The 15,558-nt window shown below is 44.5% G+C and carries 16 protein-coding genes; 13 read left to right on the top strand and 3 right to left on the bottom strand.

Annotated features, from left to right (window positions below; genetic code table 11):
- Nucleotides 1-169: 169 nt before the first annotated feature.
- A complete protein-coding gene (locus tag NRIC_RS08890; protein WP_146622340.1) occupies nucleotides 170-628 on the top strand; it encodes a hypothetical protein in 459 nt (152 codons plus the stop codon).
- On the top strand, nucleotides 612-737 hold the full coding sequence (locus NRIC_RS19690; protein WP_265416104.1) for a hypothetical protein: 126 nt from the start codon (nucleotides 612-614) through the stop codon (nucleotides 735-737). The genes NRIC_RS08890 and NRIC_RS19690 overlap by 17 nt, the downstream gene beginning before the upstream one ends.
- 278 nt (nucleotides 738-1,015) lie before the next feature.
- Here the strand turns inward: NRIC_RS19690 and NRIC_RS08885 are convergent, their stop codons facing one another.
- Entirely contained in the window at nucleotides 1,016-1,567 is a 552-nt protein-coding gene (locus NRIC_RS08885; protein ID WP_146622339.1) for an LOG family protein, read from the bottom strand.
- A gap of 468 nt (nucleotides 1,568-2,035) precedes the next feature.
- Here NRIC_RS08885 and NRIC_RS08880 point away from each other — a divergent pair, with 468 nt between their 5' ends.
- The gene (locus NRIC_RS08880) at nucleotides 2,036-3,625 is read left to right on the top strand and encodes an LPXTG cell wall anchor domain-containing protein (protein ID WP_146622338.1); all 1,590 of its coding nucleotides are present in this window, start codon (nucleotides 2,036-2,038) and stop codon (nucleotides 3,623-3,625) included.
- A 76-nt stretch (nucleotides 3,626-3,701) separates the two neighbouring features.
- Here the strand turns inward: NRIC_RS08880 and NRIC_RS08875 are convergent, their stop codons facing one another.
- Both NRIC_RS08875 and NRIC_RS08870 read right to left on the bottom strand, forming a co-directional pair.
- The gene (locus NRIC_RS08875) at nucleotides 3,702-4,094 is read right to left on the bottom strand and encodes a hypothetical protein (RefSeq protein ID WP_146622337.1); all 393 of its coding nucleotides are present in this window, start codon (nucleotides 4,092-4,094) and stop codon (nucleotides 3,702-3,704) included.
- A 27-nt stretch (nucleotides 4,095-4,121) separates the two neighbouring features.
- Nucleotides 4,122-4,523 carry a hypothetical protein gene (locus NRIC_RS08870; protein WP_146622336.1) on the bottom strand — a complete coding sequence of 134 codons (402 nt, stop codon included), beginning with the start codon at nucleotides 4,521-4,523 and terminating at the stop codon, nucleotides 4,122-4,124.
- A 166-nt stretch (nucleotides 4,524-4,689) separates the two neighbouring features.
- Here NRIC_RS08870 and NRIC_RS08865 point away from each other — a divergent pair, with 166 nt between their 5' ends.
- The 10 genes from NRIC_RS08865 (at nucleotide 4,690) to NRIC_RS08820 (ending at nucleotide 15,556) form a co-directional block, all read left to right on the top strand.
- Nucleotides 4,690-5,586, top strand: a complete 897-nt coding sequence (locus tag NRIC_RS08865) for a metallophosphoesterase (protein WP_146622335.1) — start codon at nucleotides 4,690-4,692, stop codon at nucleotides 5,584-5,586.
- 15 nt (nucleotides 5,587-5,601) lie between these two features.
- Entirely contained in the window at nucleotides 5,602-6,951 is a 1,350-nt protein-coding gene (locus tag NRIC_RS08860) for a hypothetical protein (RefSeq protein ID WP_146622334.1), read from the top strand.
- A complete protein-coding gene (locus tag NRIC_RS08855; protein WP_146622333.1) occupies nucleotides 6,935-7,393 on the top strand; it encodes a YaiI/YqxD family protein in 459 nt (152 codons plus the stop codon). The genes NRIC_RS08860 and NRIC_RS08855 overlap by 17 nt, the downstream gene beginning before the upstream one ends.
- 82 nt (nucleotides 7,394-7,475) lie before the next feature.
- Entirely contained in the window at nucleotides 7,476-8,540 is a 1,065-nt protein-coding gene (locus NRIC_RS08850; protein ID WP_146622332.1) for a D-alanine--D-alanine ligase, read from the top strand.
- Between the two features lie 75 nt (nucleotides 8,541-8,615).
- The gene (locus NRIC_RS08845) at nucleotides 8,616-9,971 is read left to right on the top strand and encodes a UDP-N-acetylmuramoyl-tripeptide--D-alanyl-D-alanine ligase (RefSeq protein ID WP_146622331.1); all 1,356 of its coding nucleotides are present in this window, start codon (nucleotides 8,616-8,618) and stop codon (nucleotides 9,969-9,971) included.
- Between the two features lie 279 nt (nucleotides 9,972-10,250).
- Entirely contained in the window at nucleotides 10,251-11,792 is a 1,542-nt protein-coding gene (gene cshA, locus NRIC_RS08840) for a degradosome RNA helicase CshA (protein ID WP_227873773.1), read from the top strand.
- A gap of 198 nt (nucleotides 11,793-11,990) precedes the next feature.
- Nucleotides 11,991-12,341: a holo-ACP synthase gene (gene acpS / locus NRIC_RS08835; RefSeq protein ID WP_146622330.1), complete on the top strand. Its 351-nt coding sequence runs from the start codon at nucleotides 11,991-11,993 to the stop codon at nucleotides 12,339-12,341.
- A 15-nt stretch (nucleotides 12,342-12,356) separates the two neighbouring features.
- Nucleotides 12,357-13,475, top strand: coding sequence for an alanine racemase (gene alr / locus NRIC_RS08830; protein WP_146622329.1), 1,119 nt, complete (start codon nucleotides 12,357-12,359; stop codon nucleotides 13,473-13,475).
- Between the two features lie 92 nt (nucleotides 13,476-13,567).
- Nucleotides 13,568-13,948, top strand: coding sequence for a type II toxin-antitoxin system PemK/MazF family toxin (locus NRIC_RS08825; protein WP_146622328.1), 381 nt, complete (start codon nucleotides 13,568-13,570; stop codon nucleotides 13,946-13,948).
- Between the two features lie 147 nt (nucleotides 13,949-14,095).
- Nucleotides 14,096-15,556: an AcpB/EbpR/MafR family transcriptional regulator gene (locus tag NRIC_RS08820; RefSeq protein ID WP_146622327.1), complete on the top strand. Its 1,461-nt coding sequence runs from the start codon at nucleotides 14,096-14,098 to the stop codon at nucleotides 15,554-15,556.
- Nucleotides 15,557-15,558: the final 2 nt, after the last annotated feature.

The following is a 15,558-nucleotide window of genomic DNA, read 5'->3' as shown; positions in this document are numbered from 1 at the left end:
AAAAGAAAAAACTGTAGACAGCATCCATAAAATGGACTTTGTCTACAGTCTGAGACAAGAGGATTCTCTTGTCTTCTTTTGATTTCGGAAATCAAGGCAGCGGTTTATTCCAATCTGGCTATGGAAAATCAGCTGTGTTATCCTAAAATAAAATGGATCGGAGAACGATATGGAACAGTCGGAAATTCTAGAAATGTTGGAAGCCAAGGACACGAAGGCTGCACAAGCTTCGTTTGTTCAGTTAGAGAAATTATGCCAGGAATCGAAGGCTTACTATGAATACTGGGATGTATTTATTCAGGCTGTTTCGTCTAAGCGCTCATGTGCTAGAGGCAGAGGATTCAAGTTGGCAATGGTTAATTTGCAGTGGGATCATGAGGATCGAGGACTTCGAGACAGTGAATCGCTTTTGGCTGTGCTGGAGGATGAAAAGGCACCCGTAGTGCGGCAGTGTTTACCGTATGTCACTTACGTATTCCGATATAAACCAGATTTAAGCCCAATGTTCCTAGAGAAAATTGGCAATCTGACCTTGGACAAATACAAAGAGAGTATGCAGCGATTGATCCAGCAAGACGTCGAACGTCTCATGCAAGCGAGGGAGAAGCCACATGCGGATTCTAATTAGTGTAGCAGTTGTCTTATCCTTAGGTGCGATATTTGGGATCGTTTTTGGTGTTGCCGCAAAAAAAGATCCAAGAATCCTGAGGTTTCAAGACAAAGAGTTGAACGCATAAAGAAAATGAAATCTCAGATCAATCCGTACATCAATAGTGTCACCTTTCTCCTGCTGGGTGTCGGGTTGGTCTGGACACTTTGCTAGTTGATATTGGGTATTTTGGTTCCTGCAGAAACTGAATATGCCACTCAGTCTCTTAATTGGTCGTTTCTGTATTAACCTTCGATCATCGTCACTTTTTATCGGTTCATCAAGGAGCAGGGATCGATGGGTAACTTAATAGAAAACAACTAAAATTCCTTGCTATGTTGTCAAGGAGCTGTTTGATTAGCGGCTTCATACCTTGGGAGGCGTGTAATTAGTGATGAGCTGTTCAATTTCCTCGATCGAATGAGCAAATCCAATTTTACTGCGGTCCTCTGCACTTAAAAAGGAGGTCGCCACCATTTGGTCAAAAAAATGCTGTAGCGGCAAATAATATTCATTTGTATCATAAAAAATACAGGGACTGTCATTTTGTCCCACTCGTGCCCAAGAGATTGCTTCGCTGATTTCTTCCAAGGTTCCTGGACCTCCAGGCAGTGCGATACATACATCTGCTGCCGCGATCATTTGATTTTTTCGTTGCGACATTGTATCGACAACGATCAATTCATCTAAATCTGGATGTGCCAGCTCTCTTGCTTGTAAAAAACTCGGAATGACGCCCACGACTTTTCCCCCATTTTCTAAAACCGTATCTGCCAATACCCCCATTAACCCAGCCTTTCCACCACCATAAATTAACTGATGATTGTTCGTAGCGATCCAAGTGCCCAATGCACGTGTATTTTCTGTATAGATTGGATCATCTCCAGCACTAGCTCCACAGTAAACAGCAATAATCATGAAGAAACCTCACCTTTCTTTTTTTAAAGTATAACAGAGTAAAGTAAAAGAAAGACGGGAACTCTTGCCAACATTTTGGGTTGTTTGTAACAAGAAAAATCGAGAAAGAAGATAAAGAGTAACAAATAAAAATGGATGATCGGTGATTTTTCTGCTGGCTTTGCGGATGACTTTTTTTGTTAAGATGTTTTTTTATAAGAGGTTTATCTTTTTATTTCCCTTAGGTTAAAATGGATTTATCCTTTATAATTATTGATTTAACAGCATATAGATGTTAAACTGATAATTAGGATAGAGATGATTTTTAAATTGATTTTTGTTTTTTAATAATGGTTAATATTTGTTTGTTTCAATCTCTAATAAAAAACGAAAATGAAAATAATGAATTATTTCTATGAAATAAATGTTTATGTAAATAGATCGAAAATGGGGAATTGATTTTTACATAAATAGACAAAGGAGAAACGAATGAAAAGAAAACAGTTAAGTTGGTTGGCTATCACAAGCTTATTGGTACCTGCAATGATTTCAACAACTGCGGTGGCCGCAGAACAGCAAACAGCTGAAACAACGGTTGCTGAAACTAAGACGCAGCCAGAAGCAGTACAACCTGAGGGTCCTGCAGAACAACAAGCAGAAGAAAACGCACCAAACGATCCACCGGCGGTAGCGCCTGCAGCAGCAGATCCGGCGACCCAAACAGCGCCGGCGGCAGAAAACAATGTGGTGGTTTCAGAAAAAGCCGAAGTGGCACCGTTAGACGTGAAGCCTTTTCCACCAAATGTTCCAACGGAAACACATCCGGTGATCAACGTGATCCCGGTACTGACGATCCGAAAGGGTGAAGCTTTTGATCCGATGAAAGGCGTGTCTGCTTCAGATAAGACCGATGGTGATTTGACAGGCAGCGTGACCCATACTGGGACCGTAGATGTGAATACACCAGGCGAATACTTGATTACCTATAAAGTCGTTAATTCTCAAGGGAACGAAGCCACTCAGTCGGTTATCGTAAAAGTTGTAGAAGATGATATTGGCATGTATACGATTGAGCTTGATGATTTCAAATTGCCGAAAAATGCTGATTATATTCAAGCAATCAAGCAGCGAATCACGATAAAAAAAGAAGGCGGTACAGAAATTCCGACAGCAGAGGCCAACATCATGGTCAGCAGTCATCACTCAACAGCAGAGGCAGGGACGATCGCTGTTGAAGTCGCTGTGCTTTCTGAATACAATACGGTGACCAAAAAAATCGTGACGATTACGATTCTTGACGATGCAGCATCGGTCCGTATCGCCATAACAGGAACAGAACCAATCAAAGTCGAGGTTGGGGAAAGCTTTGATCCATATGTTTATGCAAAAGCTTACGCATTGAATACGACTGGTGAAGCGGAAGAAGAACTAGCTAAGGCTTCCGGAGACGGAGCAGTAGGTTTATGGGCTGCTTCGACGGTAGACACTGCAACACCAGGCGAATACGAGGTTGTTTACAAAGCGACAACTGCTTTAGGAGCAACAGTTTCTAAGACTATGAAAGTCAAAGTCTTCAAAGGGGAAGAAACAGAGAAAGAAAAGCGCAAACCAGTTATCCTTGTGGAGGATAAAGTAATGTACGTTGGCGATAAGCTGACAAAAGAAATGGTCTTGGCTTGGGCGAAGACTGAAAATCCAGAGGATACGATTACAGGCTTCAAGGTTCTAGAAGGCAAAGAAATCAAAGTAAGAATAGCCAATGATACGCTGGCAGAAACGGGCACCTACCAAATCGAATTTTACGCTTCAACTCCTGAAGGAGAAGAAATCAGCAAAATAATCACGCTAACTGTCAAACAAAGATCTGGAGAAGGTAGCGGAATCAGCGGAAATACTGGCGGGACGACTAACATGAATCACACGTACAACAACACGAACCAAACACAAAAAAAGACAGTTCCCCAGACTGGAAAACAATTGCCGAGAACTGGCGCTGAAGTCAATGGCTTTGCACCGATTTTTGGCGGGCTGATCTTAGGCTTGGCAGCATTGATCCAAAGAAAACGCCACAACGTATAATACTAAAGCAAGCAAAAAGAAGGATCTTCGCGAGCAGTGGAAGATCCTTCTTTTTCATATTGGAATTTGGAAGGGGTTACTCAACTTTTGGCTTGGAACTGCGGTCTTTTGTCAGTGTGTAAAGAAACGTTCCCCAATAAACACCTGTCAAACCAGGCAGATCTTGCAAAAAAGCAGCGATCACATGAGGTACTTCAACATGGAACAGGTAATAAGCTGCAATGCCGGCTGTCAATAACAGACACCAAGCCAGCAAAAGCAGTCGAGCTGTATGTCGAACAGGCAGCCAACCAAACAGCAGCAAGATCGTTCCCATGAAGACAGTCAATGGACCAATCATCAAAACGAGTACATAAAAATCTGTTGGTGTATAGGTACGTTGCAGCTGATATTCTAGATAAGAAGAGAGAGACTCGTAAGAAAATAACAACAACGAAGGGCCTAGCAAAAACAACATCAACCGTTTCATGTTCTTCATCTCCAGTCAAAACGACGACTACAGCTCTTTAATCTCGATGGTTTGCTTTCTTCGTTCCACGACTAATCCCGTTTTTTCTTCCCACCATTGCTTCATCTCTTGTTCAAAGGTCGTAGGGAAGCGGTTGACTAATTCCAGCAACGGAGCTCCTTGGATTTTTGTGTAGGGAAAATTTAAGGTCAAATTGTATTTCAATTCAGTCAAAAGACTATAATATTGGAACATCATGTAATGCATTTCTTCTTCGTCTTCTGCTTCCAGAACATGAGGTGCCCGGTCCAGCATAAAACCAAAGCTGCGCATCATGAACAAAAAGCCCGGCAGTTGTTCAGACGAGATTTCTTCTACATCCTTCAAAATGTCGATATGCAAATCAAGGGCGTGCAGCAATTCTTTTTTTAAATGTTGATAGGTAACCATAAGCGCTCCTCCTCGTACTTCATATACTAAGTATAGCATATCGAACGTTTTGCCCAATAAATTTTTGTGACTTTAGAGTCGCATTCTTTCGATAGGTTGCGTAAAATAGAGAACGAATATTCTTTCTTTTTTTGACGGCGTGGGAAGCGAGTTTAGGAGGCAGAGCATGGGAAAATTAGCGATCATTAGTGATCTGCATGTAGACATCAATCATTTTGGCGAACCGGAATTGGCACTGCTTTTTTCGGTGTTGCAGGAGGCTCAAGTGACACGTCTGCATTTTGCAGGGGACACCGCGAATAAGATTGATGAAGCTTTGGCCGTAAATGATTTTTTCCGACAAAGGGGACTGCCTACTACCTTTAATTTAGGCAACCATGAGATGGGCAGTATTCAAGGCGAGGAAATGATCGAGCACTTTCCTGACAGCCATTTTCTGAATCTGCGCTATTTGCCATTGAATTCCCAAACGGTCCTGCTAGGAGTGAACGGCTGGTATGATTACTCCTTTTCAGACAGTCAGGATCTTAAAAAAAACGCGACAACAAAAAAGGCCTATTGGTATGATCGGATCATTGAACGTTCGGGGGATGATGTGACAGTCAATCAGCGGATCTTGACACAACTGGAGGGCGTTCTTGCAGATTTGAGCAGGTACCAAGTGATTTTGGCGACTCATTTTGTCCCGCAGGAGGATTTTATCGTCCACCTCAGCGGAAAGTACCAATTGTGGAATCGTCTGAATGCTTTTTTAGGCTCGGCTTCGTTAGGAAAGCTGTTGGATCGGTCTGAAAATGTGTCACAAGTAGTTTTTGGCCATACCCACCGCAGGTTTGAGGATCGAATCATTGCAGGAACACGTTACAGTTGTCGGCCTTTGGGGTATTATTATGAGTGGCAGTTGACGAGAGAATTTGTACTGAACAACCAGCTAATAGAGGAATATGTACCAATGAAATTGCGTAGCGTACTAAGAGATAATCAGAGGGCTTTTAATACGTACAAAGCAGTGCATCTGGCAGAGGAATTTCGTCAAAGCATGACGTTGATTACGTATGAATGAAAGAGGGGGCAGCCCATGGAACACTTGAAAAAATACGGGCGAATGGTTACGGCGACAACGCCGTTTGTGTTATCCAACACCTTGATCTTGATCCCCTATATCTTGTACATCCACTTGATCAATGAGCGGCATACGGTAACGATCTTGCCGTTTGTCTTGTTTTACACCTTTCGAATGACCAGTATCTTTTTGATTCGCGGACTGAATCGTTCGATTGAAAAATATACGCTACAGATGCTGGGCTTGCTGCTGGGCGGGATCGGAACGGTCTTTAGTTTTTTAGGGCCGCTGTATTTCCCCTTTTTCTTGATCGGCAGTGTGTGTTTGGGTCTGGGTGCAGCGTGGTTTCCGCCTGCCAACACGAGTGTCAATTTTTATGAGCGGAGCCAAGGCTATCGAACGATTCACAGTCATCAGTATTTGTTTGCGCTGCTCTTATTGATTCCTTTGTTTGTGGGGATCAGTGGAACAGCCGAAATCCGTTTATGGAGTGTGCTGGGGGTGTATTCGATTTATTTTGTATTAGCGTACGGTACTGTTCGACGCTACCCGCATTACGAGCTGGATTTTAAAGACATGCAGAAAACGATTTTTGTCGACAGAGAGCTGCTTTGGTTTCTGTTGTTCTCTGCAGCATTGATTCTGTTGCGCAGCGCAAGGCTTTTGTGGAACGAGACCTATTTGAATGGTGCAATTGTTTTATTCTGCGGGATTTTTTTGGTAGGGCTACTGCTGTTTCAAAGAAAGAAATTGAAACTGCCATTGTGGGTGAATACACTGACCTTCTTCAATGGCATGTGCGGAAATTTCATTTTTTTGTTTGGCGCCTTTTATGTGGGAGGCGTTTATGGCAAAGCTAATATGGCCACTCACTTGTTCTTACCTTATGTGATCGGAATGGTGGCGGCCTTATTAGCCGCTCGAAAGCTGCAGGAAATAGGCAGGGATGTGTTTACAGTTCAATGGCTGGGCTTGCTGCTCAGCTTGCTTTTGTTGCTGATGACCCCGTGGTTTTCGCTGGGAATTGCTTGTCTGACTTTCTTTCAAAAGGGGACCAGCAGCTGGCTGAATCGCTGGTTTTATCAGGCGGATGCATTGCCGGAAAGCCAACGGATTACAGCAAAATATGCAGTGTCGAATAAAGGCAGCATCGTGCATCAATTCTTATTGATGGGGCTGATCGCTCTGATCTTGAGCTGCAAACAACTGCCTGTACGAGAATTATTTTTATTACCAACGCTGCCGCATGGCACTACCAGCTTGGCAGCAGCAATGGTCTTAGCTAAAAATTGGTCCTGTATCGGAATGCTGTTGGGACTGATCATGATTAGGAGGGTGAAGAAAAACAATGCGCATCGTGATTGACGGCGACGGTTCGCCAGTAAAAGACACAGCAATAGCCATCGCTCAAAGCTATCAGCTGCCTGTAGTGATCGTAACCAGTATCGATCATTATTCGACGAAGGAGTACCCAGATTTTGTAGAGTTCGTGTATGTAGACCGAGGCTTTGATTCAGCTGATTACAAGATCGTTTCCCTGATCCAGCCAACAGACATTTTGATCACTCAAGATTATGGTTTGGCCTCATTGACACTGACAAAGGCCGCACATATACTTCACCAAACAGGTTGGGAATACAGTATCCATACCATGGATAATTTGCTGGAGCAGCGCTATATCAGCGGGAAAATGCGCCAAGCAAAACAGCGGACAAAAGGACCGAAAGCCTATACGGAAGAGGATCGCGAACAGTTTAAGCAAAAGCTGACCCAACTCATCGAAACAGAAAATCGGAAGACTTTGTAATCATTGTAAAAAAATTTTTGGGGCTTTTTGATTTTTATGCTAAAATGTGGAGGAATCGTAAAAGTTAACGGAGGACAAACAGTTGAAAATTATCTTACTATATGGCGGGAAAAGCGCGGAACATGATGTATCCATTCTTTCTGCTTTTTCAGTGCTTTCAGCGATTTATTACAACTATTATCAAGTTCAACTTGTCTATATCGATAAAAAGGGACAGTGGGTCAAGGGACCGTTGTTGACGGAAGCACCTAAGACGGACGAAACCTTGCGCCTGACCTGGGATCCGACAGGCGGGGAAGTCGAAGGGTTCACTGGAAAAGTGATCTCACCGGGAGAAATCAAGGAAGAAGACGCCATTGTTTTCCCTGTTCTTCATGGACCAAATGGGGAGGATGGGACGATCCAAGGGTTCTTGGAAATTCTCGACATGCCTTATGTCGGTGCTGGCGTGATGTCCAGCGCAAATGCGATGGACAAGATCATGACCAAATATGTCCTGCAAGCAGGTGGGATTCCGCAGGTGCCTTTCGTACCGGTATTGAAGAATCAGTGGAAAGAAAACCCTAAAGAGATTTTTGAAAAATGCGAGGGGACCTTGCTTTACCCAATGTTTGTCAAACCAGCCAATATGGGTTCAAGTGTGGGGGTTTCCCGTGTTGAAAATCGCGAGGAATTGCAAAATGCTTTAAAAGAAGCCTATCGATTTGATTCACGAGTGCTTGTGGAGCAAGGAATCGAAGCTCGCGAGATCGAAGTGGCGATTCTAGGCAATGATGATGTGCGGACGACTCTGCCAGGAGAGGTAGTAAAGGACGTTGCGTTTTACGATTACAATGCGAAGTATATCGACAACAAGATCACGATGGCGATTCCGGCAGAGGTATCAGAAGAGATCAATGACAAGGCACGAAGCTATGCCAAACGAGCTTATACGATGTTGGGCGGCTCAGGGCTGACGCGCTGCGATTTCTTTCTAACCAACAACAACGAATTGTTCTTGAATGAATTGAACACAATGCCTGGATTTACCGAATTCAGCATGTACCCGCTTCTGTGGGAAAATATGGGATTAAAATACGGTGATTTGATTGAGGAATTGATTGAGTTAGGATTGAATCGCTACAAGCAGCGAGCAGCATTGGAGTAAGTCGGACATTGTTGTCCGGCTTTTTTTGCCAAAAGAACCGAAGAAACAAGATCAAGAGAAAATTGGAGGAACACCATGAAGCTAACCACTACGATCATTAGTAAGGCTGTTCAAGGAGAGATCATAAACGATACTCAGGAAACCATTACTGGTGTCGAATTTGACTCGCGAAAAATCAAGGCAGGAGACTTATTTGTCCCCTTGAGAGGAACTGCTGATGGTCATCAGTTCGTCGGCAAAGCCCTCGAACAAGGAGCAGTCGCGGTTTTGTGGAGCAATGATCCTGATGAAGCCCCTGAGAACATTGCGGTGATTCAGGTGGAGGACACGCTAAAGGCGCTGCAGGCGCTGGCAAGCTACTACCTATTCGAAAAAAATCCAGACGTGATCGCGATCACGGGTTCAAATGGGAAGACCACGACAAAAGACATGACTGAATCCGTGCTGCGGCAAAAATTTAGAACCTACAAAACTCAGGGCAACTACAACAATGATATCGGTTTGCCGTACACGATTTTGCACATGCCGGAGGGCACAGAAAAATTGATCTTGGAAATGGGTATGGACCATGCTGGGGAAATCAAGCTGCTGTCTGAACTGGCGGAACCTGACGTTGCCGCGATCACGATCATCGGCGAAGCACATATTGAAAATCTGGGCTCTCGTGAAGGGATCGCCGACGCCAAAATGGAGGTCGTCAAAGGCCTGATTGACAATGGCTTGCTGATCATTCCTGAAGATGAGCCATTGCTTTCTGAGCGGGCGGCTACATTGTCCCAAGCAGTTGCGACTTTCGGAATTCAACAGGGAGCGATCTCTGCATCGATCCTGTCAGAAACCAGAGAAGCGACGCTATTTTCTGTCGATGGGCAAGACTATCGGATTCCGATGCCTGGAAAATACAACGTCACCAACGCATTGATCGCCATTACGATCGGCCGCTGGTATGGGTTGACCGAAAAGGAGATATATCGAGGCTTGTCCCAGGTAGAAGTCACTCAAAACCGTACGCAATGGTTGAAGGCCAGCAATGGAGCTGATATGTTGAGCGATGTTTACAATGCCAACCCGACTGCGATGGGTCTGGTACTAGATACCTTTGCCCAATTGCCAACAGAAGGCAGAAGACTGGCTGTCTTGGCAGATATGCTGGAGTTAGGGCCGGAGTCAATTGCGCTGCATAACAAAATGATCGAACATATCAACGAGGCTGACTATTCGGAAATTTTCTTGTACGGGGGTGAGATCGCAGGCCTTTCCCTAGCGCTAAAAGCGAAATATCCTGGTTTGGCTGTTCATTATTTTGCCAAAGGTCAAAAGCAACAGCTGATTCAGACCGTTAAAGAAAAATTGATGCCTGAAGACAGCATCCTATTGAAGGGCAGCAACGGCATGGGGTTGATCGAAGTGATCGAAGCACTGCAAGCATAATATGAAAGATTCTGAAACTTGCAGAAAATGGTTTCTTGTGCTAGAATAAACCGTTGCCGAAAAATGAAGTAATGATTGAATGCGTCATCCAATAAATGATTATCGCCCGAGACTCGGGCTTTTTTTGAGAGATGATCCTTCCGTTTGACTTCAAAGAGTGGTTTTTCGGTGGTATCACAACAAACGGCAACCAGGGGACGGTTGCAGATTGTTTGCTCGATACAGAACCTACACACTCTAACTGATATAAGTCATCAACACACATTAGGAGGATATCATTTGAAGTTTAAAGAATTAGAATTGTCATCAGAACTATTGACTGCCATTGAACGGTCTGGTTTTGAAGAAGCTACACCGATCCAAGAACAAACAATCCCGTTGGCACTGGCTGGCAAGGATGTCATTGGCCAAGCGCAAACAGGAACAGGGAAAACCGCTGCGTTCGGTTTGCCGATGCTCAACAAAATCGATACAAAGAACCACGTGCTGCAAGGGTTGGTCATTGCGCCAACTCGTGAATTAGCGATCCAAACCCAAGAAGAACTTTTCCGTTTGGGCCGCGACAAAAAGATTCGGGTACAAGCCGTTTACGGTGGTGCCGATATCGGTCGTCAAATCCGCGGATTAAAAGATCGTCCCCATATCGTTGTAGGAACTCCCGGACGGATGCTGGATCATATCAACCGCCACACATTGAAGCTTGAAACGGTCGAAACCTTGGTTTTAGATGAAGCAGACGAAATGTTGAACATGGGCTTTTTGGAAGATATCGAAAAAATCATCAGCAAGGTTCCAAGCGAACGTCAAACTTTATTGTTTTCTGCGACGATGCCAGATGCAATCAAGAAAATTGGCGTAAAATTCATGAAGCAGCCTGAACATGTGAAGATCAAAGCCAAAGAAATGACTGCTGACTTAATCGATCAATACTATGTTCGTGCCAAAGACTACGAAAAATTTGATGTTATGACCCGTTTGTTTGATGTTCAAACACCTGATTTAGCCATCGTATTTGGTCGTACCAAACGCCGTGTTGATGAGCTGGCTCGCGGCTTGGAAGCACGCGGCTATAAGGCAGAAGGCATCCATGGCGACTTGTCGCAGCAAAAACGGATGAGCGTATTGCGTTCCTTTAAAAAAGGTGATCTAGATATTCTGGTGGCAACGGATGTTGCTGCTCGTGGGTTGGATATTTCTGGCGTAACACACGTGTACAACTATGATATCCCTCAAGACCCGGAAAGCTATGTTCACCGGATTGGTCGCACAGGGCGTGCTGGAAAAGGCGGTATGTCAGTCACCTTCGTGACACCAAACGAGATGGGCTATTTGCACGTTATCGAAAACTTGACGAAAAAACGCATGACGCCGTTGCGTCCGCCAACCGAAAAAGAAGCCTTCAAGGGCCAATTAGGTGCAGCGATTGAAAAAATTCACGAAGAATTAGACGGCAGTGCGGAAAGCTTGGATAAGTATACGGAAGCTGCAAGAGATTTATTGGAAGCTTATAGTGCGGAAGAAATGGCTGCGCTGCTGTTGAAAACAGTCGCAAAAGACCCTTCTGACGCTGTTCCAGTAAAAATCACGCCAGAACGTCCGTTGCCTTCAAATAAAAAAGGCGGCTTTAACCGTGGCGGAAAACGTGGGGGCAACAACAATAACCGCAACCGCAACAAAGAAGGCGGCTACCGTAAAGATCGTGACCGCAACAGCAACCGCGATCGCTCAAACAAAAATAAAAATTACAGCAACACCAAGCGTACGAACAACCGCAATGATACAAAACGCGGATTTGTTATTCGTACAAATTCAAACGACTAATTTTTCTAGGAGTAATCGGTTTTTACAATCGATCTACTCCTTTTTTTAGTTCTTTTTAAAAAATAAATAGATTTTGAGTAAGACTTTGGTAAAATAGTATTGACCCAAATAACGGAGGTCCCCCTCAACTTTTTTTCAACAATGTAGTAAAATGGTCTATGTTATGAAAAAACAAAACGAGTGGCCGAGGAGGACAAAATGATCAAAGGAATTGGAATCGACGCGGTCGATTTAGTGCGTATGACCGAAATCATTCAAAAAAAACCTCAATTCGCAGACCGGGTGCTGACGAAAAAAGAGTTAGAGCTTTATACTAGTCATTCTGCCCATCGTCAAGTAGAATTTCTAGCAGGACGCTATGCGTGCAAGGAGGCGTTCTCAAAGGCCTGGGGAACTGGAATTGGGAAGGTCAGCTTTCAGGATTTGGAGATTCTGCGTGATGAAGCAGGGGCCCCAGTTTTTACCCGCTCTCCTCACCACGGCAAGGTCTTTGTGACCGTGACGCATACGGATACCGTAGCGATTGCGCAAGTATTGTTAGAAGATTAAGAGAGAAGGATTTTTTTGGTAGTTACTTATCATCGACCCACACGAGCACTTATACATAGAAAAGCGATCGAACACAATATAAAAAATGAGATCATGCGTTTGCCAAAAGAAACAGAGTTATTTGCTGTCGTTAAGGCAGAAGGCTATGGACATGGCGCAGTTGCGACTGCTCACATTGCGCTGGAGGCAGGAGCGACGGGATTTTGCGTGGCTACATTAGATGAAGCGATCGAGCTAAGGGAGGCGGGCATCACCGAACCGATCTTAGTACTGAGCGTGGTGTTTCCCAGCTACCTGTCTTTGGTACTGGACTACGATCTCTCAATCACCGTAGCCACTAAAGAGTGGTTGGAGCAGGCGGAGGATGTCTTGAAGGATCTGAATAGCGAGCTTCCTTTAAAGCTGCATATCAAAGTCGATACCGGCATGGGTCGGATCGGTTTTCTGACAGAAGCAGAAGTGCAGGATGCCATTGCTTTTATTGAGGCGTCCAAACACATGCTTTGGGAAGGGTTGTTTACTCATTTTTCGACAGCAGATGAGCTAGATACTGCGTATTGGGAACGGCAAAACACGCGATTCACGAATCTGCTCAATCAGCTGGACCACTTGCCAAGATATGTTCACACCAGCAATAGTGCCACGGCCTTATGGCATGAAGGATTTACAGGAAACATGATTCGGTTCGGCGTAGCGATGTATGGCTTGAACCCTTCAGGCAGAGAGTTGGAAGAGACCTATTTCTTAGAGCCTGCACTTGAGCTAGTTTCCGAGCTGATCCAGGTCAAAGAGCTTCCTGCAGGTGAGGGCATCGGATATGGGGAGACCTACGTTACACCAGAGAAGGAATGGATCGGAACAGTCCCGATCGGGTATGCAGACGGCTGGTTAAGAAAGATGCAGGGCTTTTACGTGCTGGTTGAGGGAGAGGCGTGTGAGGTCGTTGGCCGGGTCTGCATGGATCAATTGATGGTTCGGCTGCCGCGTTCGTTTACAGTCGGGACCAAGGTGACGCTGATCGGAAAGAACCAAGGCGCAGAGATCTCGATGCAGGAGGTAGCAGAGCATTTGGGAACGATCCACTATGAGGTAGCCTGCATGATTTCTGAACGGGTGCCGCGAATTTTTTTATAAGCAAAAATGACGATTTGATATTGAATATCTTTAATAAAACGAGTATATTTTTTGAAAAGCAGGCCTTAATATGAAATAGTAGGAGGAACGTTATGGTCAAGCGTGGTGATATATATTTTGCAGATCTGTCTCCAGTGATCGGATCCGAGCAGGGTGGTATCAGACCAGTGTTAGTGATTCAAAACAATCTTGGAAATCATTTTAGTCCGACGATCATCGTGGCTGCCATCACAGCAAAAATGGCGAAACCAAAATTGCCTACTCATATTGGCATTGCGGCGACGAGTACCGGGATTGAGCGAGATTCTGTGATTTTGCTTGAGCAGATCCGTACGATTGACAAATGCCGCCTAAAAGAAAAGGTTTGTCACTTGGACAAAGCAAGAATGTGCGAGGTCGACGAGGCCTTAAGGGTCAGTGTCGGAATCGAGCATTTGCCGACTGTGATCGCTCCACAGTCGAATTTTACATAACGAACCATGAAACAGTTTTGATCCATACCATGCGGCGTTATCTGCTTTTGATAGCGCCGCACTTTCATGTTCGACGTACCATTCAATGCTTTTTTATATAGTAAGAACGTATAACCAACCGACTAGTGAATAGAAGGGACCGCTTGCATGAAAAATTTACTAAAGACAACCATTCAACGCCGAATTTCAATCATTGGTATCTTAAGAGATTTCATTGACTGGCAGGACCCTCAGCTGTTGGCTAATCTGTTAGACTGCTCCGTAAAAACGCTGCTCTCGGATGTAGAGGCGATCAACCATGATTGGCACGGGAAAATCGGGATCGAGTATTCACGGACAAAAGGCCTGCGGCTGGAAGACAGCATGCAAAATATGATTCGTCCGCTGACGGCAGATATCATGGAGGATTCAGAGAGCTTTCAGTTTATCGAAGGGATCTTTTTCTATCCGAATGAAGACGTTGATTTTTGGATGAAGGAGCTGTACATCAGTGAGGCGACCTTTTACCGTATGGTCCGTCAGATTGACGAGGTGCTCAGCCGGAAAGACTTAGTCTTGAAACGCAAACCCTTTAGGATCGTCGCGGAAGATGAGCGGTGGGTCCGGATCTTCTATGTCCAGTTCTTTTTGGAGAAATACGGCTTGAACAGCTGGCCCTTCAAGACGGATCGCAGCCGGATGCTGGAATTCGTTCAGGAGTCCAGTCAGACATTTGATATTATCTTAAATGATCGAGATAAAATGGAATACAGCTTCTTGTTGTCGATCATTATTATCCGCTGTTATCAAGGATTTGAGATGAGCGATGAGACGATTCCGAAAGTCGAAGAGTCGATCTACGAAGAATTGCAGGAGCTGTACCCCTCTGCTGAAAAAGCAGTCGAAGGGACACCTTTTGGGGTTTCAAAAAAATGGTATCAAGAAGTGGTTCACAGCTTGTTTTTTGATTGTTTCGTTACGGATCAAAATGGCGACGCGGAACGAGTGCGCACGGAGATTGAAGATTTTCTAAGCCAGCTGATCATGACGTTCAAGATCCCCCTGCATGAAAATAGCCAAAAACGGATCGTTCAGAAAATGATGCGAATTTATCATGGGTTTCAGGTCTATCCGCAATCAAGAGTGATCTTGTTCAACGAAGCGGCCTTCTTTGGGCGAGCTGCGCAGCGGCAATATCCACATTTTACGAAAAAAGTCCAGAAGCTGCTGGTCGAATTGGAGCATCAGACCAGTGTTCCTTGGTTCAGTCAATTTTATTTTGCCGTTTTACGTTGTCTATTCATGGAATGGCTGCAGCTGGTCCATTATCTGGATGTATTGTCACTTAAAAGAAAGGTGTTGATTATCAGTGATTCTGGTCGGCGCCATGGCGAGATGCTGGCTGATTTAGTGAAAAGCCGCTTCTTTTACCAGGTTGAAACCAGCGTTTACGATGATTCGATCTTCACCATCACAGAAGAAACATTCCAAAAATTTGAGCGATACGATCTGATTTTGTCCAATACGGCATTTGACGAATATCCCCGCACAAATCTGATCGTGGTGGATGATTTTCTGACAGATGCCGATTACACCGTAATCAGCGCGTTTATCAATCAAATCAAATAGTT

It is taken from the genome of Enterococcus florum (genome assembly GCF_004309355.1).
Taxonomy (GTDB): domain Bacteria; phylum Bacillota; class Bacilli; order Lactobacillales; family Enterococcaceae; genus Enterococcus_A; species Enterococcus_A florum.
Note: the sequence above shows the minus strand (reverse complement) of the source record. Positions and strands in the feature narration are given on the sequence as shown.

Coding starts and splice junctions, on each gene's coding strand:
- NRIC_RS08890 (WP_146622340.1), top strand. CDS start 170: ATGGAACAGTCGGAAATTCTAGAAATGTTGGAAGCCAAGGACACGAAG.
- NRIC_RS19690 (WP_265416104.1), top strand. CDS start 612: ATGCGGATTCTAATTAGTGTAGCAGTTGTCTTATCCTTAGGTGCGATA.
- NRIC_RS08885 (WP_146622339.1), bottom strand. CDS start 1,567: ATGATTATTGCTGTTTACTGTGGAGCTAGTGCTGGAGATGATCCAATC.
- NRIC_RS08880 (WP_146622338.1), top strand. CDS start 2,036: ATGAAAAGAAAACAGTTAAGTTGGTTGGCTATCACAAGCTTATTGGTA.
- NRIC_RS08875 (WP_146622337.1), bottom strand. CDS start 4,094: ATGAAACGGTTGATGTTGTTTTTGCTAGGCCCTTCGTTGTTGTTATTT.
- NRIC_RS08870 (WP_146622336.1), bottom strand. CDS start 4,523: ATGGTTACCTATCAACATTTAAAAAAAGAATTGCTGCACGCCCTTGAT.
- NRIC_RS08865 (WP_146622335.1), top strand. CDS start 4,690: ATGGGAAAATTAGCGATCATTAGTGATCTGCATGTAGACATCAATCAT.
- NRIC_RS08860 (WP_146622334.1), top strand. CDS start 5,602: ATGGAACACTTGAAAAAATACGGGCGAATGGTTACGGCGACAACGCCG.
- NRIC_RS08855 (WP_146622333.1), top strand. CDS start 6,935: ATGCGCATCGTGATTGACGGCGACGGTTCGCCAGTAAAAGACACAGCA.
- NRIC_RS08845 (WP_146622331.1), top strand. CDS start 8,616: ATGAAGCTAACCACTACGATCATTAGTAAGGCTGTTCAAGGAGAGATC.
- acpS (WP_146622330.1), top strand. CDS start 11,991: ATGATCAAAGGAATTGGAATCGACGCGGTCGATTTAGTGCGTATGACC.
- NRIC_RS08825 (WP_146622328.1), top strand. CDS start 13,568: ATGGTCAAGCGTGGTGATATATATTTTGCAGATCTGTCTCCAGTGATC.
- NRIC_RS08820 (WP_146622327.1), top strand. CDS start 14,096: ATGAAAAATTTACTAAAGACAACCATTCAACGCCGAATTTCAATCATT.